The sequence below is a fragment of the Salinivirga sp. genome (assembly GCF_035268865.1).
Taxonomy (GTDB): domain Bacteria; phylum Bacteroidota; class Bacteroidia; order Bacteroidales; family Salinivirgaceae; genus Salinivirga.
Window position 1 is genome coordinate 35,797 of the sequence record NZ_DATFKB010000086.1, and the last position, 26,105, is coordinate 61,901.

Here is a 26,105-nt window from a genome sequence, read left to right on the forward strand (position 1 = left end):
GATCTGTGCCTGAAAACAGTTTTTATAGAACGTCGCATACACAATTTTAATATAAAAACACGTTTTAACTCTAAGAATTTTTGAGAGAAACATAAGAGTTGTATTTTTATTTGATTTTTTAACACAAAAAATGTCACAAATGAACAAACTGATTTTCATAGCTATAATTGCTACTTTTTTTGCTGCACAATCCTGCACAGATATGAGTACAGCCACGGGTGGTGGCAGAGAGGGTGAAGTTGTTGTGGTACTTGATAAAAAGTTCCATGAAACCAAAGCTGGTGACTATATAGACACTGTGCTGGGAGCTCCGGTTTATGGTTTACCACAATATGAACCTATGTTTAAGGTTTATATGATTCCGTGGAATGCTTTTTCGAATACATTTCGTGCATTTCGAAACATCATAAAAATTACAATATCATCAGATGTCAGTAAACCCAAAGTTACTGTAAAAAGAGCTGATATGCAGGTGGTATTCCACTTTAAGGCCCCTAACGAATCTGCTTTTGTAAAGCTACTTATGAATAACGAGCAGCAGCTACTCGATTTGCTCAACTATACCGAAAAAAAATACGCCAAATACAAAATTAGAACGGGGGTTAATAAAAATCTCAGAAAATATACATTAAAAAACTATAACCTTCATACCACTTTCCCTAAAGGCTATGAGGTACGCCTTGATACCAGTAATTTTTTATGGGTTTCTTTCGAAACTAAAGACATGAGTTCAGGTGCATTTATTTATCATTTCCCGTATGAAGATACCAACACTTTCTCAAAAGATTATTTACTAAATAAAAGAGACTCGCTGTTGGAGTTATACGTAGAAGGCCCCCTTTCTGAAACAAGAGATACCTACATGACAACAGAATACCGTTATATTCCCCCTAAATTCACTGAATTGATGGTAGAAAATAAATACTATACAGAAATCAGGGGATTGTGGACAGTTGTTAATGATTTCATGGGCGGTCCTTTTATACAGATCAGTCGATTAGATAAAAAACGCAATCGCGTAGTAGTTTTCGATGGTTATGTATACAACCCCGGTGGAAATAAACGTAAATTTGTGCGCTTTTTAGAGGCAATTGGTTATATGATAAAATTCCCTGAAGAAGTATCTAATGGAAAAAAGTCTGAAAAAACTCAATAATACACATTCACTGGAGGAGCTCAATCAATGGTTGGATGATGCTTCATTTAATAAGAAAGTATTACAGCAAATAGAAAAAGATTTTTCACAATCAGACGTCAGTCTCGACATTGAAAGTCCAGAAATCATCAGTTTAATGCAGGAGCATATAGAGAAATTGCTACACTATGACTTTGCAAAATTGATGAACCTTCTTTACCGGATTGATTTATCGGAATCAAAAATTGAAGCGCTTAGAGCCTATGATCCTGCTATGCCTGAGCGAGATGTAATTACATTTTTGGTTATTCAGCGCGAAATGCAGAAAGTAATGTTTCGCGAGATGTATAAAAACCGGCTGTAAACAAATTGCTTAATTTATAGTTTTATCACTGTTTGAAAAGGTTAAATAAAAATGAGTAAAAAATTTTATCGAATTTTCCTGGCCGTCCTTGTGTTTTTGGGACTTGGTATAGTATTATTGCTTGCACTGGAATCACTCAAACCAGAAAAAACCAAACAAAAACCACAAAAAGCCACGCGATATGTAAACGCTGAAAAAATTGTTTACAAAAACTATGATGCAGAAATTATAGCATCTGGTAGAGTAATGGCCATAGAACAAGTCAACCTAAGCAGTGAAGTGCAGGGAAAAGTTTTCACCGGCGATGTCCCCTTAAAAAAAGGAGCCGCCTTCAGAAAAGGTCAGGTGCTGGCAAGAATCGTAAATGAGGAGGTAACATACAATTTAAAATCTCAAAAAAGTAGGTTTTTAATGTCTCTGGCCAATGTGCTTGCTGACCTTAAACTTGACTTTCCGGATGCATATAACGAATGGCAAATTTTCTTCAATGCAGTTAATGTGGACGATGATTTACCTGCGCTCCCGGACATCAATAATAAACAATTAAAAATTTTCCTCTCATCTCGAAATGTTCTGGGTGATTATTATTCGATTAAAAGCTTTGAGGAACGTGTAGATAAGCACACAATTATAGCTCCGTTTTCAGGAAACTTCACACAGGTAAACATGCAGGAAGGTTCCGTGATAAATCCCGGAGCGGTAATTGGGACTATTATCAATACCTCTACATACGAAGTAGAAGTGCCGGTTGAAAAAAATGAGGTAAAATGGCTTAAAAAAGGCCAGACGGTGAACGTAGTTCCCGAAGAACGCACAGCAGACACCTTGGTAGGAACCATTGTCAGAATTGCCCAATTTAAAGATCCTCAAACACAAAGCATACCTGTATATGTCAAGATTCCATCAAAGGCCGGCCAGGTTTATGAAGGAGATTATTATTCCTGTCTATTCAAAGATATTAAAGTCAAAAACTCTATGGAATTACCCCGGAGTGCTGTATTTAATCACAACGAAATATTTTTAGTGCAAAACAGCCGTTTGAAAAAAGCAGTAATCAACATCGTAAAAATTAACGAAAAAACACTTTTTTTAAACGGATTGAAAGAGGGTGAATTCATAGTAAATGAAGCATTGCTCAATGCCAATGAAAATATGCAGGTAAAAATTATTGATCAAGCAGAAAAGAAACAGAGGTAATGAGAAGACTGATACAACAATTTGTGCAATTCCCTTTTTATGCCAACATCATAATTGCGGTTTTATTATTGGCTGGCTCATTTGGTTATTTAACCATGAAAAAATCATTTTTTCCTGAGCGTACTTCTCGTGAAATTACAATCTCTGTATTCTACCCGGGTGCATCGCCAGAACAAATGGAAGAAGGGGTTACAACTCGTATAGAGCAGGCAATAAGAGGTATTGTTGGTATTAAAGAGTTTACTAGTACATCTTCAGAAAATTTCTCAAGAGTTCAAATAACCACAACAGGAGAGTACGATCTGGACGAAACCTTAATGGAAGTAAAAAATGCCGTTGATGGTATCAGCTCTTTCCCAACTGCAGCCGAAAGGCCAATCGTATTCAAGCGTCGATCGGTATCACAGGCCATGTTTTTGAGTTTATATGGCGATACAGATGTTTTTACCTTAAAAAAATATGCAGACCAAATAGAAAATGACTTTTTGGCCTCAGGTGTAATATCTCAAATGGGCATTTCAGGCTATCCTAACCTGGAAATTTCTGTTGAAATAAGTGAAGAAGATCTCATGCGGTATCAACTCACCATGAATGATCTTGTTCAAGCCATTGCAGCTACAAACCGCGACATTGCTGCCGGAATGATAAAATCACCTCAGGAAGAAATACTTGTACGTATAAGAAACCGGTCTGTAGACCCGAACGAAATTGGAGATATCATTCTGCGGGCAGGTGAAAAAGGAGATTATATACGTATAAGAGACGTAGCTGAAGTAAAAACAAAGTTCGAAGATGTTCCGATGGAGTATACCCTCAATGAAAAACAGGCTGTATCAATCTCCATTCAAAAATTGCCCGAAGAAGATCTGGAAGAAATAACCAAATATGTTGATCAATACGTTGAAGCATTTAATGCTGAAAACGACGATATTACCTTAAAAGAAACGTTCAATTTTCTTACTGTATTAGAAAGTCGCCTCAACCTTTTATACCGGAATGGCGGAATTGGACTTTTGTTAGTTGTGATAGCACTGGCTTTCTTTTTAAGTTTCAGGCTTTCGCTGTGGGTAGCCTGGGGTATTCCGGCATCGTTCCTGGGAATGTTCATTGTTGCGAGCATCTACGGCATCACCATAAACATGATCAGCCTCTTTGGTATGATACTGGTGATTGGTATTTTGGTAGACGATGGTATTGTAATTGCTGAAAATATTTATGCCCACTTCGAAGAGGGTAAAACTCCAAAAAAAGCAGCCATTGACGGGACCCTTGAAGTATTGCCGGCTGTAGTAACTTCCATAAGCACAACAATTGTGGCATTCTCCCCCCTTTTCTTTATTAAAGAGGGTGGCCTGGAATTTATGTTTGAAATGGCATTTGTGGTAGCCGTTAGTTTGGCGTTATCACTTTTTGAGGCATTTCTTGTGCTACCTGCCCATCTGGGAAATCATCGTGTACTGAAACCAATTGAGGGAACAAGCCCCGGAAAACGGTTACGCCAAAAATTTGATCGTATAGTGTTTTTTATGCGTGATAAAATTTATGGAAAAGTATTAAGCTTTGTAATTCGCTGGCGTTGGTTTTTCGTATTCCTTCCAATTTTTGTTATCCTCTTAACTGTAGGGTTATTGAGGGGTAATTTTATCAAAGTAACCTTTTTCCCTCCGGTAGCTTTTGACTTTTTTAATATCGACCTGGCTTTTAAACCCGGTGAAGGTGAAGCACAGACAATACGCTACCTGAAAAAATTCGAAGACCTTACATGGGAAGTAAATGAAGAACTAAAAGAAAAGTACAATGATGATGAAAACTTCATTGACTACACATTTCTGAATCTCGGAAATGCATTTAATGGTAACGAAACGGGCAGCCACTCAGGAAATATCAGGGTTATACTGCGCGATATGGAAGGGGCTCCTGTAAATTCTTACGATATAATAAACCTCATCAGTGAAAAAATTGGTGAAGTGCCTGAAGCGCAAAAATTTGCTGTAGGCGGCAATAGTCGCTTTGGAAAGCCGGTTTCTATGAGCTTACTCGGTCAAAACATAAAAGAGCTTGAAGCAGCCAAGAATTTTGTTGAAAAAAAACTCAATGAATTCTCTGAGCTTAAGGACATTACGAACAACAATGTGCCGGGCAAACAAGAAGTTCAGCTTGATTTGAAACCCAAAGCATATTTCCTGGGGTTAGATCAAAACTACATTGCAACCCAGGTAAGACAGGCCTTTTTTGGTGGTCAGGCACAACGTTTACAGAAAGGAAAAGATGAACTGCGTGTATATGTGCGGTACCCTAAAGAAGACCGCATGCGACTTGGTCAGCTCGAAGACATGAAAATTAAAACACCGGCAGGCTATTACCCATTGTCGGAACTCGCTGATTATAAAATTGAACGCGGACCTGTAAGCATCAAAAGATACAACAGTCAGCGCGAAATCAGAATTGAAGCCGACACCAAAGATCCACTTGAACCGGTTCCGGAAATCATTGAACGAATAAATAAAGAAATTGTACCCGAAATAAAAGCCCAATTTCCAGGAGTAGATGTAACTTATCAGGGACAACAAAGAAGGAGTAACGAGTCAATTGCCGAAATACAACAATATTATTTAATTGCTTTCCTGATTATTGTACTTATTCTGATGATACACTTCAAATCATTCGAACAGGCAGCAATTGTATTACTAATGATTCCACTGGCATGGTTAGGTGCAATGTGGGGTCATGGTATAGAAGGTATACCTCTCTCTATGCTCAGCGTTTGGGGGATGGTGGCATTATCAGGAGTAATTGTGAACGATGCTGTAGTTTTTCTGGCCAAATACAACCGCTTTTTACTCGAAGGTTATAAAATGCTGGATGCATTATACAAAGCCGGAATGACACGCTTCAGACCAATTGTACTTACGACCATTACTACAACCATTGGTCTTTACCCATTAATACTTGAAAACTCCTTTCAGGCTCAATTTTTAATTCCAATGGCAGTAGCACTTGCTTATGGTGTATTAATCGGAACTGCTTTTATTTTAATCTTCTTCCCGGTTCTAATTGGAGTCCTAAACGACTCAAGAAGAGTTATATTCTGGGCCTTGAGCAAGCGAAAAAGGATGCATACAGCAGAGGAAGTTGAATTCGTAATTTTAAATGAAAAGAAAAAAATCCACTAATTATTATGGTTATTTCTAAAAAATATATATACTTTTGTACTCTCATAGCTGTTTTCATTTGGATTGGTGGTTCCGGGCCAGCTCTTGGTCAGGAGCCACTTTCTTTTTTTAATGCCATTAGTAAAACGCTTGAAAACAACTACCAAATACGCATTGCACAAAAAGATCTGGAAATTGCCGCGAACAACAATACAGCCGGGGCAGCAGGCATGTGGCCGTCCATAACCTTGTCCGCAGCACAAAATAACAGATGGACAGACCAAACAAAGCCACAGAGCAGCACTACACTATATAATGATATTTCGCCTTCCGTAAATCTTAACTGGATACTTTTTGGAGGGTTTTCAGTACAGATAAACAGGTCAAGGCTTGCCGAATTAGAAAACCTCTCTGAGGGAATGATGAGCGTTGTAGTAGAAAATACCCTGCAGGCTATTATTCTCGCCTATCAAAAAACTTTGCTTGAGAAAGAACGGCTCCAAATTACCCGCGAAGTCATGAACCTATCTCTGGACCAGTTCCGATATGCCAAAACGCAAAGAAATACCGGAAATGGAACAACCTTTGACTTGCAACAAGCCAAAACAGCTTATCTGGAAGATAGCTCCAATTACATTTTACAGGGTATTAATTTTCGAAATGCCAAACGCAATTTAAACCTTATAATGGGAGAGTCGCACACCAAACAGTATACCCTCACAGATAGCTTTCAGCCCATTGACCAAAGTTTCAACCTCGAAGAACTTTACAACAGGCTGGAAGCAAGCAACCAAACGCTCACCAACCAATACATCAATCAAAAATTAATAAAATACGACCTGCAACAGAGTAAAAGTAACCTTTATCCTACTTTTTCACTCAATGCCGGTTCAAGCTATACCTACGGTTCGCGTAAAGTGGACGATTTGCCCAATACCAATTCCGACCCCCTTGTCGTATATGGGAACTTCACCCTTAATTTCAACCTCTTCAACGGTGGGCAGGTAAAAAGGTCAATTCAAAATGCCAAAATCTCCTTAGAGCAAAGCAAACTGGAAACACAGGAGATGGAAAACGAATTAAAAATGCAGCTCGTAATGCTATACGACCTGTATAATGTAAGAAAACAACTTTATAATGTGGCCCTGGAAAATGAAAAGGTGACGCGGCTAAATTATGACCTTGCAAAAGACCGCTACAGGCTGGGCACAATAAACAGCATCAACTTCAGAGAAGTACAGCTTAGTTTTTTAAATGCCTCTCTGTCTAAACTACAGACCATTTATGATCTGATGGACTCTTATACAGAAATTATGCGCATGACCGGAAGTATTTTAACTGAATTTGATCCACAAAAACAGTAATAACTGGCCGAAAAAAACATCACAAGCTTAACAGTAAAACCCTGAACAATTTAGGGGAAATTGACATGATACAAATCGTGGAAAACGAATAATTTCGTACATTTGTGAGATTAATTAAGCGAGATTATTTGATATGGAAAGAGTTGTAAGTGGCATAAGGTCTACAGGAAATCTTCATTTAGGAAATTATTTTGGTGCAATACGGAATTTCATCAAAATGCAGGAGAATCATAATTGCTATTTTTTTATAGCCGATTATCATTCTCTGACTACACATCCAAACCCGAAAGACCTGCATAGCAATGTAAAACAAGTACTTGTAGAATATCTGGCAGCAGGACTGGATCCTGAAAAAGCCACACTTTTTATCCAGAGTGATGTGCCAGAAGTAGCGGAACTCAATCTTTTACTAAGCATGAACGCTTATGTAGGTGAACTTGAACGTACTGCAAGCTTTAAAGAAAAAGTGCGCAAAAATCCCAATAATGTAAATGCCGGATTATTAACCTACCCGGTGCTTATGGCAGCCGACATACTTATTCATCGCGCTACAAAAGTTCCTGTAGGAAAAGACCAGGAGCAACACCTTGAGATGTGTCGCAAATATGCGCGAAGATTTAATGGAATGTATAAAACAGAGTATTTCAAAGCTCCTGAACCATGGAACTTTGGCGACGACCTCATAAAAATACCGGGATTAGATGGTAGCGGGAAAATGGGAAAATCAGAAGGAAATGGCGTTTATTTATCAGACACACCAAAAAAAATCCGTAAAAAAGTAATGAAAGCAGTAACAGATGCCGGCCCAACTGAGCCTAACTCCCCGGTTACTGAACCCATACAAAATCTGTTTACCATAATGCAGGTCGTTTCAGAACCAGACACATTAACCCATTTCAAAGAAACTTATGCCGATTGCAGCATTCGCTATGGCGACCTGAAAAAACAACTGGCCGATGATATTATCAAATACATCGAGCCTATTTACAACAGAATTCAGGAAATATCTGCCGATGAAGCTTATTTGCAAAAAGTAGCTAAATTGGGTGCAGAAAAAGCCAGAGAAAGTGCACAAAAAACCATTAGAGAAGTGCGCGAAATTATTGGATTTAAAAAATTTTGAGCTTTTGATTGATTTTATTAAGTTTAAATGCCTTTTGTCATGCAAATAATGAGAAATAAATGCAACTGATAAAAAATAACATATAGAAAAAATAACTGCGCAGTAATTCAAAAATTAAAATGAAAATTACTGCGTTGTTTTTTTCAGCAACTTACATTTATCAAGTAAATTAGATGCTTAATTATTTTTATAGGAATGAAAATCAAACTTCGCTTACGCCATAAAATTCAGTTTATTATTATATCACTCTCTGTACTGGTATTTACAGGAGCCATTGGCTACATTGCATTTAAAGACCGGCAATCTTCATACGAAAATCAAACACGACTTATAGAGGCACAAACAGAAAAACACGCCAACCAACTCAAAGTATTAATTAATGAGGATTTTGCAGTTGTAAGAACCCTTGCATTGGCATTTAAAACATATAAGTTCCTCGAAACTGACCAGTACCAAAAACTGGTCAATCAAATTTACGATCATGTATTTCAGGGGAATCCCGAATTTTATCAACTCTGGGACAGCTGGGAATTGAATGTCGTCGACAGCACATGGAATCGCCCTACAGGTCGCATTACAAACACAAGGTTGCGTGAAAAAGGCGAAATGAAACGACTTGTAGATATACGAAGTCTGGATGGTGACAATAAATATTACGCCAAAGATAAAGCCCTGGCCAGGGAACTTATTTCTGAAATATATGCCGATGCTTTCAGCGAACAAAAAGCTGATAAGAAAATTATGACAACCTACGAGGCTCCGATCATGGATCAAAAAAAGTTTGTAGGTTTAATCGGCGTTGATGTTACCCTGGACCGCTTTCAGGAAATTGTAAGCGGAATTCAGTTAGAAGACCTGGAAGGGAGCTATGCGTTCCTCATCTCACATAACGGAAAATATGCAGGGCACCCCGACAACGATAAACTAAACACCTTTATTCCCAAAAACCCTACAAGCAATCCAGATTTTAATATTTATCAAAAAATTAAACTAGGGAAACCCTTTTCTATTGTCAATGACCGTGGCCAGGAAGAACGATTTGTAAGCTATTTTCCAATAAAAATAAGCCGAACCGATACCTATTGGTACCTGGGAATTACCGTCCCAAGGGAATCAATAATTCAACAAGTCAATGAAAACCTATACGTCTCCTTTATAGTCGGAATAATTGGCTTAATTCTGCTGGGTATCGTCATCTATTTTGTAAGCATTAATATTTCCAGACCTGTTCAGTCGGTGACAAAACAGTTAAACAAACTGTCCAGGGGAGAAATAAAGACAAGCAATAAGCTCAAGCTTGAAACAGGTGATGAAATTGAGGAAATGGCAGAAGCCTTAAACCAAACCATCGAGAAACTAAACCAAAAAAACCAGTTCGCAAAACATCTGGGGCGTGGAGATTTAGATCAGAAGCTCACTATAGAAGATAAAGAGGATGAACTCGGGCAATCGCTTATAGAAATGCGCGAAAACCTGCAAAAAGCCAGAAAAGAGCAACAGGAAAGACAAAAAGAAGATGAAATAAATAACTGGATAAACCAGGCCATAACTGAAACCAGCGATATTTTCAGAAAACACAATCAAAACATCAAAAACCTTACATTCAGTACACTACAATACCTACTGAACTACCTGGAGGTTTCACAGGGAGGCATATATGTTAAAAATGATGAGGAAGATGAAATTTTTTATGAACTCATTTCAGCCATTGCATATGGAAGAGATAAACTCATTGAAAAAAAGATAAAAAACGAAGAGGGTTTAGTAGGACGATGTGCATATGAGGGGCTAACGGTATACATGACTGAAATACCAGAAGAATACGTGAACATTAAAACAGGCCTCGGAGATGCCAACCCCCGCACAATATTGCTGGTTCCCATAAAAAACAACGAAGAGGTACTTGGAGTAATAGAGTTAATTTCATTTAACGAATTTGCCGATTATCAGGTAAAAATGGTTGAACAAATCGGAGGTAATCTTGCAGCAACCATTGCCAACGTACGAATCAACCAAAAAACAGAGAAACTGCTCCATCGGTCACAAAAGCAAACCGATGAACTTGCCCAGCAAGAGCAGGAAATGAGGCAAAATGTAGAAGAAATGAAAGCAACCCAGGAGGAAGCCCAACAGCGACAACACGAAATGACAGCGCTACACGAAGCGGTAAACGACATCGCATATGTGGCTGAATTTGATATGGACGGGCACCTTATTGATATGAATAAAAACCTCGAAGTGTTGCTGGCCAAACCCAAAGACCAGGTTATTGGAATGCAACAGGGCAGTTTTGCCGGAACCGTCGACCAGGATGTTTTTGAAGAAACCTGGGAGCAGCTGCGTGCAGGTGAACCAATAACGAAGGAACAAAAAATTAAATCAGGTAACAAGTATGTTTGGTTACTCGAAACATACAAACCCGTAATAAACGCCGAAGGAGAACCATACAAAGTTGTAAATATTGGAATCGATATTACACATACAAAAGAGAGATAAAAGCATAAAAATCAACATCAGATTAAAGCATTACCATGAGAGGGTTAATCAATAAAATAAAAGAAAGTATTCAGGCTAAACTGCAGCTTTTTATATTAAGTAGTGCTACAGTAGTCTTTCTTCTAACCATTTTATACGTTAGCATAGAGACCCGGCAAATGGCCCTGGATGAAGCAAAACGGCTGACCATTGAAATAGCACAAAAGAAAGCTTCTGACATTGAAAGCGAGCTTAATAAAGACTTTATGTTAACACATACACTGGGCAAAGCTTTTCAGGATTTTGTGCTTTATGAAGATTCTATCCGGGATGAAATTATTCCCTCCATGCTCAAACGTGTCTTTGAACATAACACACACATACAGGCCATTTGGATGAACTGGGAGTTATCAGCCATTGATGAAAATTACTCAAAGACAAACGGCAGAATTCGCACAAACTTTTTTAGGGTTGATAATGAAATAAAATTAAATATAAAGACTTTAGATACCGCAGGATATGATAAACAGAGTCTTTACTATCAAATTAAAGCACACAAAAATAATGTAATAACAGAACCCTATTGGTACTCTTACACTGAAAATGAATCTGATAAAATACTGGAAACCAGCATATGTGTACCCGTATTACAAAGTACCCGTTTCCTGGGATTAATGGGAATAGATTTAAAACTGGAACGCTTCTCCGATTTAGTCAAATCTATTAAACCCTACAAAAACAGCTATGCGTTTTTTGTCAGCTATGAAGGCACGTTAATATACCACATTGATTCTGAAAACATTGGAAGCAACCTCATTGAAGATAACCCTAAAGACGCTGAAAAATACAATTTCGAAAGACAAATGAAAGCAGGCAAAACCTTTTCATTTGACAGGATAAAAAACGATAAAAAATATTTCACAACCTTTGCTCCTGTATTTATTGGTAACACTGAAACACCCTGGTATTTAAGCATTGTGGTACCCTATAAACAAATGTTGATACAAGCCAACCAAAACATGCAAAAATCGTTACTGATTGGTTTAGCAAGTATCATCATTTTAGGTTTTGTACTTTGGATTATTGCCCGAAACATTACACGTCCGCTTATTAACATATCCAGCTTGCTAAAAGAACTGGCAGCTGGAAAAATCAATACACAGCAAGAGCTGCAAATTAAAACAAAAGACGAAATTGGAAGCATTTCGCTTGATGTAAACGGGCTGAAAAAGAGCCTGGCACGCACAGCAGAGTTTGCAGAAGAAATTGGCAAAGGCAACCTGGATGTAGAATTTGAAAAGCTTAGCGAAGAAGATGTTATTGGCAAGGCATTGCTAAATATGCGTCAAAGCCTTCAAAAAGCTGAAGAAGACGAGAAAAAACGAAAAGAAGCCGACCAAATACAAAAATGGATTACCGAAGGTATTGCTAAAATAAATGAGTTGATGCGTCAGCATGGCAACCTGGAAGAACTCTCCTATCAGGTAGTTAAGTACATTGCTGATTACCTTAAAGCCAACCAGGGCGCACTTTATGTAGTATCTGAAAAAGAAAAAGTAGAAACGGAAGAGGACATTACATTTGAGGCTACTTCTGCCTTAGCCTGGGGAAGAAAAAAACCACTGCACAGAACCATAAAAATGGGAGAAACCCTCATAGGAAGGGCGGCATATGAACAGGCAACCCTCTACATGACTGATATTCCCGACAACTATGTCAATATAACCTCAGGCCTCGGAAAAGCCAATCCCAGGGCTCTGTTAATTGTACCACTCATGCTCAATGAAGAAGTTATGGGCATTATTGAGATTATTTCATTCAATGAAATGGAAAAATATCAAATAGAATTTGTTGAGCAAGCGGGCGAAAGCATTGCATCTACAATAGCATCACTAAAAATCAGTCAGCGCACAAGCAAACTGCTTGAACAAACCAAAAGCCAGGCCGGAGAACTTACCGAAAAAGAGGAAGAGCTCAGACAACAGATGGAAGAAATGCAATCTACACAGGAGGAAGCCGCAAAACGCGAAGCAGAAATGACCGGAATGATTACAGCCATAAATTCTCTTGCCTATGTAGCCGAGTTTAGCATGGAAGGCTACATCACAAACATTAATGATGCTTATGCACAACTGCTTGAGTTGCCCAGACAGCAAATTATTGGCAAAAAACAAGGCTTTTTCGAACTTGGAGAAGATGAAGAGCGCATCAAAAATTTTGAAACATTATGGGCAAAGATGCGAAAAGGAATACCCCATAAACAGGAACAAAAAATTGAAATAAATAACAAGACAAGGTGGTTGTCAGAAGTCTATACCCCGATTAAGGATAATGAAGGAGAACCACAGCGAGTAGTGAATATAGCTATAGACATTACACACCTCAAAGACAAAAAAGAGGACTAAAAGCACCAGTGCAATGAAAAAAATACGATTTAATATTAACACCCGCATGTTGGTCTATCTGCTCAGTGGAGCCACGTTAATTTATTTAATCTCATTGGGTGCTGTAATAATACAAACGGTTAATAGTACCAAAAAAGATACTTATAGAATTGTCGAAAAAACAGCAGCAGAAAAAGCCAACCTTGTAAAATCTGTAATTGATTCAGACCTTAAAGCCATTGATGTGCTTGCAGATGCGGGCTCCACCTTCAAAATGGAAACATTCGAAGCCTGGGAAAAAATATATTTGGCCCAACAAAAAGCCATTCTTGAAAATAATCCGCAATATATATCAGTAGCAACGAGTTTCGAACTTAAATACATCGATTCATCCTACAATAATGATTATGGAAGGCTTATGCGGGGATACTACAGAGAAGGAGATGTAATTAAACTTTTCGATGCTAAAAGAAACCTTGATGGAGATGATTATGCAAGTAATTACTATTCCATTAAATCCAATAAAAACCATTTTATAAGTAATCCGGAACTCTTTTCCTATACAGGAAACGAACAAGATGCTGTATTAAATACAAATATTTCTGTACCCATTCTTAAAAATAACGAATTTGTTGGCCTCGCCGGAGCTGATGTCAATATGGATTATTTTCAATCGATTACAGACTCCATACAGCCATACAATGGCAGTTATGCCTTTATACTTTCGACAGATGGCACCATAGTGGCGCATCCGAAAAAAGAGTGGGTTGGAGAAAAACTTAGCGATGTAGATTCAATTTTCACTGCAGATGGTAATATAAACAAACGTATTGACCTGGGGAAAACTTTTACCTTCACGCACCACGACACGCTAATGCAAGCTGAATATCAATATACTTTTTCGCCCATCAAAATAAAAAAAGCCAATATTAACTGGGCCCTGGCCGTAGCGTTCCCATCCACCATAATCGAGGACAGAACAGCAACATTTTTACAAACAGGAATTTTTATAGGTTCCTTGGGTTTGGTTGTGATGGGTTTCATCATTTCGTTAATAGCCCGGAGTATTAGTCGACCAATTATAAAAACCACCAAAATATTAAAAGAGCTTTCAGACGGCAAAATAGACAAAAGCAACCTGCTAAAAATAAATACTAGAGATGAAGTGGGTGAAATGGCCAATTCCGTAAACCAATTAACAGAAGGGCTTTACAGAACAGCCGAATTTGCCTCATACGTTGGAAACGGAGATTTATCGGTCGATTTTCACAAGCTCAGCGATGAAGATATGCTTGGTTCAGCACTACTCGAAATGCGCGATAACCTAAAACAGGCAAAAGAGGACGAAGCCAGGCGTAAAAAAGAAGAAAAGATCAGACGATGGGCTGCTGATGGATACAGTATGATTAACGATTTATTGCGGCAATCTAAAGACCTTCAGGAGTTATCCTACTCCATACTGTCCAGCATAATAAAGTATGTAGATGCGGCCATGGGTGCTATTTATGTTTTAAACGACAGCGACAAAAACGATGTTTATTATGAAATGATTACAGCTGTAGCCTATGAACGTGAAAAACTCATGCGCGACAAAGTTAAACCAGAAGAAGGTCTTGTTGGCAGATGTGCCCACGAAAAGCTGACAATTCATCTTAGAGAAATACCTGAAAACTATGTATCCGTAAATTCAGGACTGGGAGAGAGCAAACCAAGAAGTCTCATTCTCATACCGCTTAAAATAAACGAGCAGGTGTTGGGTGTAATTGAACTTGTGTCTTTTAATAAATTCGAACAATATCAAGTCGAGTTTCTAGAAAAAGCAGGTGAAACCGTAGCCAGTGATATCTCTACCACAAAAATCAATCAGCGCACAGAAGTATTGCTGCAACAGTCACAGCAACAAGCTGATGAATTGGCCCAACAAGAAGAAGAGATGCGGCAAAACATGGAAGAAATACAGGCCACACAAGAATCATTGAAAGAGAGCCAGGCTAAAACTCAAATGATTTTTGATAATATCGTGGATGCCATAATTACTATTGATAGCAACGGCATAATAGAACTCTGGAACCCCGCTGCAGAAAAATTATTTGGATACAGCTCAAAAGAAGCCATTGGCCAAAATATCAAATTAATCATGTATGGAGAAAATGCCAGAGAGCATGATAATTACATCAAAAGATACATGAAAACCGGACAAAGACATGTCCTTGGAAAATCAAGGGAAGTAATGGGTATGCATAAATCAGGTAAAAAATTCCCGGTTGAATTAAGGCTTGAGGAAGGCAAGTTGGGTAATGAGACAAAATTTGTAGGAGCCTTGCGGGATTTAACTGAAATGAAAAAAGCTCAGGAGGATGTTGAGCAAAAAATGGAACAACTTAAAGAGCTCAACGAAAAATCAGAGGCCAGTAAGGAAGAAATGCGGTTACTTGTAGACGGAGTAAAAGACGTTTCGTTATACGTTGAGTATGATATGAACAGAAAAATTATTGATATTAACAATAACTTCCTTAATTTGCTTGGAGCAAAAAAATCTGATATGCTTGGCGTAAAGCAAGGTGCCTTTGAAACTGACCCTGAAAAGAAAAAAGAATTTGATAAATTATGGAAAGATTTATCTGCCGGCAAAACCAGAAAAATTGTTCAACACATTCTGGCAAATGGAAAAAACCTCTATTTCTCAGAAGTGTACATACCTGTACGAGATCAAAAAGGAAGTATTTATAAAGTCATAAACCTGGCCATTGATATAACCGACACAATCAAGAAAAAATAACAAATCCGAAGATTGATGAATCAATTAAAAAATATAAGATTTAGCTTAAGCATCAGACTGCTAATTGGCGTAGTACTGGTTGCCGGTATTATTTATCTTATAACCATCCGTTATATAAACTACGACTACAAGGAGGTTTCCATTGAAATGGCCAAAAAAACAGCAGGCCAACAAGCCGAGAATGTTACGGCCAGAGTTAAAAACTTATTTGAAGCCGACTTTGAAAAATTCAGAACTTATGCCAACACATTCGAAAAATTCGATGAATTAGATCCTGAATCATACCGTACTTTTTTTAACAGCGCCCTGGAGCGCCTGCTAAAACAAAATCCCCGATATATTTCCGTTTGGGATAATTGGGAAAGACAATACATTGAACCGGACTGGAACCTACCCTATGGCAGGTTATCCTATATCTATTTCAGAGAAGGAGGCCTTATCTCCACCGCAATCGACACCCTCGACACCTATGGAGATGATACTGCAAGCCTATATTACGACTATAAAGCAAACCCAAGGGAAGGTATTACAGAACCATATACAGACGTTTATTCAGGTGGATCAGGTGAAGAAATACTAATGACCTCCATAATAGTACCCGTAATGCAGGATAATAGTTTTGTGGGTATGGTGGGTGCAGACATTAGTCTCAGGCAACTCAAGGTTTTGGTTGATTCCTTGAATCAAAACTTTGAAGGATATGCCTATATTCTTTCAAATAAAGGTTCTATTGTAGCACACCCGAATGAAGCCTACCTTGGTCAAAACTTTGCCGAAACTGATAGTATTTTAAATATACAGCACAATATCATTCCTCAAATTAAAAAAGGGGCATACAATAAATTTGTTAAAACTGACCAGACCACAAACGAAGAGTTCTTTACTACCATTATTCCCGTTACATTTGGCAATAGCAATTCCCACTGGGGTATAGCCATTAATGTGCCGCTTCAAAATATTATTACCGAAGCCGAAAGCCACATTGAAGATTCAAGAAAAGTAGGAATCTACGGGCTGATCGTGCTCATAATAGTTACACTGCTTGTTGCATACCAAATTATAAAACCAATCAATAAAACAACGAAAGTATTGCAGCAACTATCGCTGGGCGAAATAAGAAAAATAGATAACATCATTATTAAAACGGGTGATGAAATTGAGCAAATGAGTCATTCGGTCAATACGGTTATTAAAGGATTTAAAGATACTGTTGAATTTGCCAATCAAATTAAAAACGGCAATTTTGACCACGAATTTACACCGTTGAGCGACAAAGATGTATTGGGTAATGCTGTGCTGGAAATGCGTAACTCGCTCAAAGAGGCCAAAGCAGAAGAAGTCCATCGCCAAAAAGAAGAAGAACAAAGCAAATGGGCCTCAGAAGGCATCAACCTCTTTGGTACCATCTTAAGGCAGGATAATGATAATCTTGCCAAGCTTACCAACAAAATTATTTCAACGCTCGTCGATTACCTTGGCGCCCATCAGGGAGGCCTCTACCTTACCGAAGGTAAAAAAAATCAACAATATCTCGAACTCGTTGCCTCAATTGGCTTCGATAAAGAAAAAATGCTGCATAAAACTATACAGCCCAACGAGGGTGTGGTTGGCAAATGCCTGCTTGAAAAAGACCGGATTTATATGGATGATATACCCGAAGCCCATGCGCCGATTATCTCCGGTTTAGGAAATACCAGGCCCGGCAGTACGCTGGTTGTACCTATGATTATTAATGAAGATGTAATCGGTATAATTGAGATAGGATCTCTGAACAGGATGCAGGAATACCAAATACAGTTCGTTGAAAAAATCGGAGTTTCAATTGCATCGACCATTTCATCGGCCAAAATAAATGCCCGTACAGCAGAATTATTGAAAAAATCTAAAGAACAGGCCGACGAACTTGCTCAGCAGGAAGAAGAAATGCGTCAAAACATGGAAGAACTGCAAGCCATGCAAGAAGAGGCAACAAAAAGAGAAAGTAAAATTCAAAACTTCATCAATGCAGCCAAAAGCACACTATTATATATTGAATACGACCCGGATGGGAAAATTACCGATATAAATGAAAATATGCTGCACCTGTTTCAACTGAAACAAGAACAGGTAATAAATAAACAAATCGGATCATACGAATTCAGCAGTGCCCAGATTAAACACAACTATGAGGAAATTTGGAAAAAAATTGAAAAAGGACAAATAGCAACAAATAATTTCTACTCAAAGCATTTGGGTCGGGATTTCTACTTAAAAGAATACTATTACCCACTAATTAATAAAGAGGGTAAAACCTACAAAGTGCTCAACATTGCCATTGATATTTCAGAAGAAAAACGCAAAGAGAAACAATTGCAAAAACTAAAAGCTGAATACGAGAAACTTGTAAAAAAACTTGGAGGTAAAAAAGAAGCCGCGAAAAAATCCATCAATATTAATGAAATAATGGAACAAGAAGGTCGATTCGAATACATTGACCTGACGCATTTGAGAAAAGTGTACAAAAATGACTTACGCAAAATTCAGAATATTGTTAGTATATATGTTGACACTATTCCCAAGCAATTAGATGAATTACAAAATATAGCCAAATCCGACCTCACGCTGCTGCGATCAAAAATTGGAAATTTCAGAACCAAGATGTCGTACCTTGGATTAAGCCGTGTGGTTGAAATGGCTAAAGAAATTGAAACAATTTCTGCAACTGGTGTAGATACTGAAAACATAGAGGACCTGCTCCAGGAAATTGCCAGCATTTGGAAAAATGCACAAACAGAATTACAAAAAATTATAGTTAAATAACCTAGACGTAATTTAGCTTGTGGTCACGAGCTCAGTTTATGTTGAATTGCCGCACAATTTCAACGAAGTAAGCCACCGACCATTAAAATCAAAATCATAAACGGATGAAGGTAAGAATGAAACTATACGTAAAGATGCTGCTGCTAATACTAACGACCTCGTTTGTTATATTTGGCGCATCTATTCTGGTTATTGGTTTACAAATAAAGAAAAACGCCTACAATAAAAGCGTGGAGTACGCCGATCTTACTGCAGAAGTTAATGCCCGGCAAATTAAAGGAGAAATGCAAAAATATATGAGCACTGCTCAGGGTCTAAACAATTTTTTACTCTCCTTTGAGTCACTTGACTCTGCCGCCCGCAGAGGAAACCTCATGAATATCCTTAAATACAACCTCAAGAAAAAAACCGACATTTTAAGTTTATGGACCATCTGGGAACCCAATACCATAGATAATTTCGACAGTTTATACATTAATGTAAAAGGAAACACCTATATCGGAAACTTTTCCCCTACCTATTACAAAGACGGAGACTCTATTAAACTCGAAGGCTTAAGCTCAGGACCTTTATTTCAGGGCGATTATTATACTATACCTAAAGCAAACCGTGAGCAAACCTTGCTTGCACCATACTATTACAGTTATGGAAAAGGTGAAGAGTATGCTGTTTTGCAAACAAACATGATTGTACCATTAATTTACAATGGTCGCTTCCTGGGTGTTATCGGTGCCGATGCCTCATTAGACAGCCTCCAAAAATATGCTGAACAAATTAAACCTTTCGATGAAAGTTACGCTTTTCTAATTGCTCACGATGGAAGTATTGTTGCGCACAGATCATCAAAATGGGTGGGGCAAAAACTAGATACCCTAAAATACAGCAAGGTAACCTCTGAAGAAATCCTTCAAAACGCCCAGTGGAATAATAATTATAATTTTACAGATACAGATCCGATTACCGGGCAGGAAACCTATTTTACTATGAGCCCGCTCACCATTGGCAAAGCCAGTGAAAGATGGGTTTTTGGTATTGCAGTACCTACCAGCGAACTAAACAGTGTGGCCAAAAATAGTTTTATATTAAGCATCATTGCAGGATTGGTAGCCTTGTCCGTACTAAGCATCTTTATTTATATAATAGCAAGGTCAATTACCAGACCTGTTACCAACATCACCAGAGTGCTGGAAGAAATTGCCAAGGGTAACATCGAAACAAGCCTTAAAGTGAAAGGCAAATATAACGATGAAATTAATGACATGGCACAAAGCGTCAACAAGCTAATTGACGGACTTAATGAAACCGCAAGTTTTGCCAAACAAATAGGAGAAGGAAACCTCGATCGTGAACACCAACTACTTAGTAAAAACGATTTCCTTGGGCAATCGCTGGTAGACATGCGTGAGAGCCTGAAAGAAGCCCGAAAATTTGAAGAAGAAAAACGCGAAAAAGACCGCAAACAGGCCTGGGTTACACAGGGTCTTGCACAATTTGGTGAAATTTTGCGAGAAGATAACGATGATATGCAAAAGTTCTCTTTAAATATCGCCAAACATATTTGCGAATATATGGAGATACCGCAGTGCGCAATTTTTATCATTGAAGAAGACGAAAATGAGTCATATTTTGACCTCAAGGCCGTGCATGCATTCGGCAGTCAAAAACTTATAGACAAAAAAGTAAAAGAAGGTGAAGAGCTTGTGGGCAGAGCAATCAGCGAAAAAAATACCATACACCTTACCAATACACCAGATAGCTTCGCTACTTTAACTTCAGGCAAAACTGATGATCCGGCACCCAATAATTTGCTCATTGTACCGATGCTAATGAACGATGAACCTTTTGGTTTACTCGAGCTTATGGGCTATGAGCCATTTGAATACCATCAAATTGAATTTGCCGAGAAACTAGCAGAAAATATTGCTGCTACAGTATCTAGTGTAAAAACCAATATTCGTACTGCTCAGCTGCTAAAGCAATCAGAACAGCTCAAAGATGAGCTATCACAGCAAGAAGAAGAGATGCGCCAAAACCTTGAAGAGATGCAGGCTACACAGGAAGAGGCCAAAAAGCGGGAGTCAGAGCTTTCGGACATTCGAAATACTTTACAAAATACCACCATGATGGCCGAATATGACCTGGACGGACGCATTATCAGAATTAATGAGTTAATGGCAAATACCTACGGTCATGCAGCTGAACACATGATTGGAAAGTTCCAGGATGCATTTGTAACGCAAGATGATGCATCAAGAAGAGGGTTTCTTAAATTTTGGCAGGAAGTTATCAGTGGGGTTACTAAAAAAAGGATTCATGAAGTTACCAAAAGAGATCAAACCATATATCTTAATGAAACCTATATTCCAATTTTCGAAGATGAAGAAATTGACCGTGTGCTGAATATTGCCACCGACATTACCCATAAAGTAAAGCTCGACAAAGAAATCACACAACTCATGAATAAAGTAAGTGAATTAAAAAACAATTAAGATGTCTAAAAACACTTAATAATGATGAGGTTCGATAAAAAAAATATTAATTTTGCCTAAAACCTAATAAAATTTTACGATCATGAATATTCCCGAAAATCTTAAGTACACAAAAGATCACGAATGGGTGAAAATAGATGGTGATACTGCTACTGTAGGAGTAACCGACTTTGCACAGGAACAACTTGGCGATGTAGTATTCGTTGAGGTAGAAACCGAAGGTGAATCGCTCCAAAAAGGGGATGTATTTGGTACGATTGAAGCTGTTAAAACAGTATCAGATATGTATATGCCAATTAGCGGAGAAGTTGCTGAAATTAACCCAAAACTCGAAGATGCACCAGAAACCGTCAACGAAGATCCCTACGGCGAAGGGTGGATGATTAAAATAAAAGTTGATAATAAAGACGAACTAAACGATCTGCTTTCTGCAGATGATTATAAAAACGAAGTAGAATAATAAAGACCAACTCGTGGTTTACAAATGAGCCTGAGATTTTTTTCTCAGGCTTTTTTTATTGCACATTTTGTGGTTTACCTGCCTTCCATTGCAATATATTTTTAAATACAATCTCTGCTCTTAAACGAAATGCTTCCTGAGTAGCATAAGCAATATGAGGCATGAGCATTATATTGGGACAGGACAGAAATGGATGATCAGCGGGCAAGGGTGGTTCCTGCTCGTACATATCAATAGCTGCGGCTGCAATACTTTGTCTGCGTAAAGCCTGAACAAGCGCCTGAGTTTCAACAACTGGGCCTCTGGCTGTATTTATTATCACTGCCGTAGATTTCATTTGTGCTAATTCCTCTTCCCCAATCATGCCCCTGCTTTCATCATTCAAAGGCACATGCAAGCTCACAATATCTGATGCTTTAAGCAAATCATTTAAAGGCACCTGCTTACCAAAATCAAGTTTTTTTGGCGAACGATTGTAATATAAAACACGGCAACCAAATGCAACACTGCAAATTTTTCCGACTGCACTGCCTATAGCTCCCATGCCTATAATACCTACAGTTTTTCCACTCAGTTCATTCCCCACATATCCATCCCTGCCTTTTAAATTACGCGTTTTTGCTTCGTTAGAAACCATATTGCGAAATGCACCAATCATTAATCCTATGGTTAGTTCAGCAACCGACTGCGTCGAGTAACCGGCAGCATTCGAAACCAAAATATCACGCTCACGACAGGCTTTCATATCTACATGATCAACCCCGGTAAAGGCCACAGACAGCATCTTAAGTTTCGGGCACGCATCAATAACTTCAGCAGTAAAAGAAATATTACTAAAGATAACCACATCGGCATCTTTACACCGTTCAATCAATGTCTGCGTATCCTCTTTTCTATCGCGCCATTGATGAAATTCAAAACCTGCATTTTCTGCCTCTTCAATAAACTTTGACAAAAAGTGCTGATCAACATTCAGGGGTTCAATCAAATGTATTCTCATAATGATAAATATTAAAGAAACAATAAAAGACTAAGCGCCATAACTGCCATACCTGCAACCAGGCCATAAATAGATAAATGGTGTTCTCCGTGTTCTTCGGCTGTTGGTAAAAGCTCATCGAGCGATATAAAAACCATGATACCGGCAACAGCACCAAACATAATTCCCGATATAGCAGGACTAAAACTATCAAAGAAGAAATAAATTACCAAAAAACCAATTAATGCGCCAACCGGCTCTGCCAGTCCGCTAAAAAACGATAGCAAAAAAGCCTTACGTCGATTTCCTGTGGCATAAAACACCGGCACACTCACAGCAATTCCTTCGGGAATATTGTGAATGGCAATCGCCACAGCAATGGGCAAAGCAATATACGGATCGGCCAACCCCGACATAAAAGTCGCCATACCTTCGGGGAAATTGTGAATGGCAATTGCCAGAGCTGAAAAAACGCCCATACGCATAAGCTTCTTATTTTTTTGCTCCTTACCCAAATCTTCAATATTGCGTATCTCGTGGGGGTTTTCGTAGCTTGGAATCAACTTATCAATAATTGCAATAAAAAGAATACCGCCAAAAAATGCTGCTACAGTATACCAGGCTCCGGTCACTTCTCCAAATACAGATGAAAGATCTGCCTTTGCTTTTTGAAAAATTTCGACAAGGGAAACATAAATCATTACGCCTGCAGAAAACCCAAGCGATACAGCCAAAAGCTTATGGTTGGTTTCTTTTGCAAAAAAGGCAATTGCACTGCCAATGCCGGTCGACATTCCTGCGAAAAGCGTGAGCCCAAAGGCCAGTATAATATTTTGTAGCTCAATATTCTCCATAATTTCAAACTTTAAAAAGGTAAGCGATTTAAATCCACATTACCTCCGCTAATGATAAGTGCTGTTTTCTGATCGCGAAACTGTGCTTTATGTTTCAAAATTACTGCTAAGGTTGTTGCAGAAGAGGGTTCAATAATTATTTTCATGCGTGTCCATACAATTTTCATGGCTTCAATTATTTCCTCATCTGTAACGGTATAAATATCGCGCACCAATTTTCTAATTACTGGAAAAGTATATTCGCCCAGCGAAGTCAGCAGCCCATCGGCTATGGTTTGAGGATTTTCTGAGGGAAATATTTTTCCATAATTAAAGGAATGCCATGCATCGTCGGCTCCTTTTGGTTCAGCTGCAAAAACATTGGTGTTAGGAGAAAAAAATGAGGTCGTAAGAGCAGTACCGGAAATCAGGCCTCCACCCCCCACAGGCGAAACAATGTTGTCCAGTTCAGATACCTGATTCAGCAACTCGTATGCGCAGCTCGACTGCCCGAGAATTACATGGGGATTGTCATAGGGATGCAAAAACGTCGCTCCCGTCTCCTGTTGCCACTCCTCCATTGCTCTTACCCGCTCAGCCTGGGTATTTTTACAATACCTTATTTCTGCACCATAGGCTTTAACAGCATCAACTTTTACCCGGGGGGCATTATCGGGCATTACAATGTAGGCCGGAACAAATAAATCCCGGGCTGCCAATGCCAAAGCCTGTGCAAAATTGCCGGAAGAATGTGTCACAACACCCTTTTTCTTCTCATCTTCAGATAATTGCAAAATGGCATTTGTAGCTCCACGAATTTTAAAAGAACCTGCTTTTTGTAAATTCTCACATTTAAAGTACAATTTTGTTTCAGCCATCTCATTTATTAAAGCTGAAGTCAAAACAGGCGTTTTATGTATTCGCTGCCTCACGCGCTCGTATGCCGCTATAATGTCTTCTTTTTTATAGTGTAACGTCATATTCAATAAATCATTGGTATAAAACGGTATGTTTGTTTTTTATAATTAATCCACTCTTCGCCAAATTCAAGTTCTTTTAAAACCTCTTCATCTTCTGCTTTCAGTCCAACAACCCAAACCAGCAGTATGGTAACCAAAAGTGCCACAATATTATTAAAAACCAAAGCTGTAGAAAGGCCCCACGACATTAGACCCAATAAACGGGGATGCCTGATAATGGCATATGGTCCTGTTTTAATAATTTTTAAGTCTGAAGCTTTACCGTCATTTCTGTAATACTGTTTGCCAAGAATCCAGGAACTCCAACTAAAAAAAGTTATAGCATCAATCATGAATAAACATCCAATCCATCTTATCCATTGACAATCGCAAATAGAAAACCTTGCTGATTGGTCAAACATTGGTGCCAAAACAAAGAGAAACAATACGGCCAGACTTAAACCTGAGTTTTTCAGTTCTTCATGCTTTGGTGTGTACTTTATGTTAGTTTTAGTTTTATAGCTCAATACATTTTTCATGCTTAGCGCACCAAAAACCAATAACATAGTTGCTGCAAAATAGGTTGTTCGTGCATCATTGCTAAAAAAACCTGCCGGTTGCTTAAGGTCGTAGGCAAAAGTCATGAGCAAGCCCAATCCGGTCGTGATTAATGCTGCTCTTACAATATGCTTCATAAGGTAAATTTTGTATATGCAAATTTATGATTTTTCCCTTCAGATAAAAGCTTTTCAATATGTTAGATAATGCACATAGCACTATAGCATATAAAATCAGCGGGTAATCCGAAACAATAAAAATACACTTAATGCTTTTCTTTTTTTTATGAGTAAAAAATAATAAATTGGTCTGCCAATAAAACACAGGTCCTGACCTTAAGATTTTTGCCGCTTGAAGCATAAAAAGCATATAGAGTGTAAAGACTGTACACTGAATACATCAACGCTATTCGAGCAGTTGAGCGAGGAAGAATACGCCCTTTTAAATTACGATAAAAATTGCCAGGCTTATAAACGTGGCGACTTTATTTTTCATGAGGGTAATCATGCTACAGGTTTTTATTGCGTAAATGAAGGTATTATAAAACTTTATAAAACCGGTCCCGAGGGCCGGGAGCAAATCATTACTTTTGCCAGGCAGGGCGATATTATTGGTTACCGTTCGGTGCTCAGCAAAGAAACCTTTTGCACCACAGCCAAAGTAATTACAGACGCCTTCGTATGTTTTATACCCGCAACAAGATTATTCAAACTGGTCGAAACCAATACCGACTTTAGCCTGAAACTAATTCAGCAGGCCTGTAAAGAGCTAGGCGATGCCAATAAATACATTACAGACATTGCTCAAAAAACTGTAAAAGAACGCCTGGCAGAAGTATTGCTGAACTTACTGGAACAATTTGGCCGCAACGAAGACGATTATCTCAACATACCACTTACACGCGAAGAACTGGCTAACCTCGTGGGTACAGCTACAGAATCGGTCATTCGCATGCTATCACAATTCAAATCACAGGGGCTTATCGAACTCAAAGGCCGTAAAATTAAGGTGATAAAAACCAATGAACTAAAGATGATTTCGGAGCAGTTTTAAAA

Annotated in this window: 17 protein-coding genes; 13 read left to right on the forward strand and 4 right to left on the reverse strand. The window is 38.4% G+C overall.

The genetic code is table 11. The annotated features are described in order from the left end of the window. The first annotated feature begins 139 nt into the window (after positions 1 to 139). The 12 genes from VJ937_RS05450 (at position 140) to gcvH (ending at position 21,721) form a co-directional block, all read left to right on the forward strand. Positions 140 to 1,156, forward strand: a complete 1,017-nt coding sequence (locus VJ937_RS05450; protein ID WP_324065876.1) for a DUF4837 family protein — start codon at positions 140 to 142, stop codon at positions 1,154 to 1,156. Further along, positions 1,128 to 1,499, forward strand: a complete 372-nt coding sequence (locus tag VJ937_RS05455) for a hypothetical protein (protein WP_324065877.1) — start codon at positions 1,128 to 1,130, stop codon at positions 1,497 to 1,499. The genes VJ937_RS05450 and VJ937_RS05455 overlap by 29 nt, the downstream gene beginning before the upstream one ends. Positions 1,500 to 1,550: 51 nt before the next feature. Next, positions 1,551 to 2,696 carry an efflux RND transporter periplasmic adaptor subunit gene (locus VJ937_RS05460; protein ID WP_324065878.1) on the forward strand — a complete coding sequence of 382 codons (1,146 nt, stop codon included), beginning with the start codon at positions 1,551 to 1,553 and terminating at the stop codon, positions 2,694 to 2,696. Continuing rightward, the gene (locus tag VJ937_RS05465; protein WP_324065879.1) at positions 2,696 to 5,869 is read left to right on the forward strand and encodes an efflux RND transporter permease subunit; all 3,174 of its coding nucleotides are present in this window, start codon (positions 2,696 to 2,698) and stop codon (positions 5,867 to 5,869) included. Before VJ937_RS05460 ends, VJ937_RS05465 begins: the two co-directional genes overlap by 1 nt. 5 nt (positions 5,870 to 5,874) lie before the next feature. Next, positions 5,875 to 7,212: a TolC family protein gene (locus tag VJ937_RS05470; protein ID WP_324065880.1), complete on the forward strand. Its 1,338-nt coding sequence runs from the start codon at positions 5,875 to 5,877 to the stop codon at positions 7,210 to 7,212. A gap of 133 nt (positions 7,213 to 7,345) precedes the next feature. Beyond that, positions 7,346 to 8,335, forward strand: a complete 990-nt coding sequence (trpS, locus tag VJ937_RS05475; RefSeq protein ID WP_324065881.1) for a tryptophan--tRNA ligase — start codon at positions 7,346 to 7,348, stop codon at positions 8,333 to 8,335. Between the two features lie 195 nt (positions 8,336 to 8,530). Continuing rightward, the gene (locus tag VJ937_RS05480) at positions 8,531 to 10,831 is read left to right on the forward strand and encodes a HAMP domain-containing protein (protein ID WP_324065882.1); all 2,301 of its coding nucleotides are present in this window, start codon (positions 8,531 to 8,533) and stop codon (positions 10,829 to 10,831) included. A 35-nt stretch (positions 10,832 to 10,866) separates the two neighbouring features. Beyond that, positions 10,867 to 13,215 carry a cache domain-containing protein gene (locus tag VJ937_RS05485; protein WP_324065883.1) on the forward strand — a complete coding sequence of 783 codons (2,349 nt, stop codon included), beginning with the start codon at positions 10,867 to 10,869 and terminating at the stop codon, positions 13,213 to 13,215. A gap of 13 nt (positions 13,216 to 13,228) precedes the next feature. Beyond that, positions 13,229 to 15,973 (forward strand): PAS domain S-box protein, encoded by a 2,745-nt coding sequence (locus VJ937_RS05490; protein WP_324065884.1) that lies wholly within the window; start codon positions 13,229 to 13,231, stop codon positions 15,971 to 15,973. 15 nt (positions 15,974 to 15,988) lie between these two features. Further along, positions 15,989 to 18,772: a GAF domain-containing protein gene (locus VJ937_RS05495; protein ID WP_324065885.1), complete on the forward strand. Its 2,784-nt coding sequence runs from the start codon at positions 15,989 to 15,991 to the stop codon at positions 18,770 to 18,772. A 104-nt stretch (positions 18,773 to 18,876) separates the two neighbouring features. Then, positions 18,877 to 21,261 (forward strand): GAF domain-containing protein, encoded by a 2,385-nt coding sequence (locus VJ937_RS05500; protein ID WP_324065886.1) that lies wholly within the window; start codon positions 18,877 to 18,879, stop codon positions 21,259 to 21,261. A gap of 82 nt (positions 21,262 to 21,343) precedes the next feature. Continuing rightward, positions 21,344 to 21,721, forward strand: coding sequence for a glycine cleavage system protein GcvH (gene gcvH / locus VJ937_RS05505; RefSeq protein ID WP_324065887.1), 378 nt, complete (start codon positions 21,344 to 21,346; stop codon positions 21,719 to 21,721). A gap of 55 nt (positions 21,722 to 21,776) precedes the next feature. Here the strand turns inward: gcvH and VJ937_RS05510 are convergent, their stop codons facing one another. The 4 genes from VJ937_RS05510 to VJ937_RS05525 are packed head-to-tail and all read right to left on the reverse strand — an operon-like array spanning position 21,777 to position 25,187. Further along, positions 21,777 to 22,721 (reverse strand): NAD(P)-dependent oxidoreductase, encoded by a 945-nt coding sequence (locus VJ937_RS05510; protein ID WP_324065888.1) that lies wholly within the window; start codon positions 22,719 to 22,721, stop codon positions 21,777 to 21,779. 11 nt (positions 22,722 to 22,732) lie between these two features. Then, positions 22,733 to 23,554: a zinc transporter ZupT gene (zupT, locus tag VJ937_RS05515; RefSeq protein ID WP_324065889.1), complete on the reverse strand. Its 822-nt coding sequence runs from the start codon at positions 23,552 to 23,554 to the stop codon at positions 22,733 to 22,735. 11 nt (positions 23,555 to 23,565) lie between these two features. Further along, positions 23,566 to 24,513, reverse strand: coding sequence for a threonine ammonia-lyase (locus VJ937_RS05520; protein WP_324065890.1), 948 nt, complete (start codon positions 24,511 to 24,513; stop codon positions 23,566 to 23,568). Positions 24,514 to 24,515: 2 nt separating this feature from the next. Continuing rightward, positions 24,516 to 25,187 (reverse strand): isoprenylcysteine carboxylmethyltransferase family protein, encoded by a 672-nt coding sequence (locus tag VJ937_RS05525; protein ID WP_324065891.1) that lies wholly within the window; start codon positions 25,185 to 25,187, stop codon positions 24,516 to 24,518. Between the two features lie 214 nt (positions 25,188 to 25,401). On the opposite strand from VJ937_RS05525, the gene VJ937_RS05530 reads away from it, so the two are divergent. Next, a complete protein-coding gene (locus VJ937_RS05530) occupies positions 25,402 to 26,103 on the forward strand; it encodes a Crp/Fnr family transcriptional regulator (RefSeq protein WP_324065892.1) in 702 nt (233 codons plus the stop codon). The last annotated feature ends 2 nt before the right edge of the window (positions 26,104 to 26,105 follow it).

Bases quoted from the DNA above. Each gene is read 5' to 3' on its own strand.
- zupT (WP_324065889.1), bottom strand. From the start codon at position 23,554: ATGGAGAATATTGAGCTACAAAATATTATACTGGCCTTTGGGCTCACG.
- VJ937_RS05495 (WP_324065885.1), top strand. From the start codon at position 15,989: ATGAATCAATTAAAAAATATAAGATTTAGCTTAAGCATCAGACTGCTA.
- gcvH (WP_324065887.1), top strand. From the start codon at position 21,344: ATGAATATTCCCGAAAATCTTAAGTACACAAAAGATCACGAATGGGTG.
- VJ937_RS05520 (WP_324065890.1), bottom strand. From the start codon at position 24,513: ATGACGTTACACTATAAAAAAGAAGACATTATAGCGGCATACGAGCGC.
- VJ937_RS05470 (WP_324065880.1), top strand. From the start codon at position 5,875: ATGGTTATTTCTAAAAAATATATATACTTTTGTACTCTCATAGCTGTT.
- VJ937_RS05525 (WP_324065891.1), bottom strand. From the start codon at position 25,187: ATGAAGCATATTGTAAGAGCAGCATTAATCACGACCGGATTGGGCTTG.
- VJ937_RS05510 (WP_324065888.1), bottom strand. From the start codon at position 22,721: ATGAGAATACATTTGATTGAACCCCTGAATGTTGATCAGCACTTTTTG.
- VJ937_RS05485 (WP_324065883.1), top strand. From the start codon at position 10,867: ATGAGAGGGTTAATCAATAAAATAAAAGAAAGTATTCAGGCTAAACTG.
- VJ937_RS05490 (WP_324065884.1), top strand. From the start codon at position 13,229: ATGAAAAAAATACGATTTAATATTAACACCCGCATGTTGGTCTATCTG.
- VJ937_RS05450 (WP_324065876.1), top strand. From the start codon at position 140: ATGAACAAACTGATTTTCATAGCTATAATTGCTACTTTTTTTGCTGCA.
- VJ937_RS05465 (WP_324065879.1), top strand. From the start codon at position 2,696: ATGAGAAGACTGATACAACAATTTGTGCAATTCCCTTTTTATGCCAAC.
- trpS (WP_324065881.1), top strand. From the start codon at position 7,346: ATGGAAAGAGTTGTAAGTGGCATAAGGTCTACAGGAAATCTTCATTTA.
- VJ937_RS05455 (WP_324065877.1), top strand. From the start codon at position 1,128: ATGGAAAAAAGTCTGAAAAAACTCAATAATACACATTCACTGGAGGAG.
- VJ937_RS05460 (WP_324065878.1), top strand. From the start codon at position 1,551: ATGAGTAAAAAATTTTATCGAATTTTCCTGGCCGTCCTTGTGTTTTTG.
- VJ937_RS05480 (WP_324065882.1), top strand. From the start codon at position 8,531: ATGAAAATCAAACTTCGCTTACGCCATAAAATTCAGTTTATTATTATA.
- VJ937_RS05500 (WP_324065886.1), top strand. From the start codon at position 18,877: ATGAAGGTAAGAATGAAACTATACGTAAAGATGCTGCTGCTAATACTA.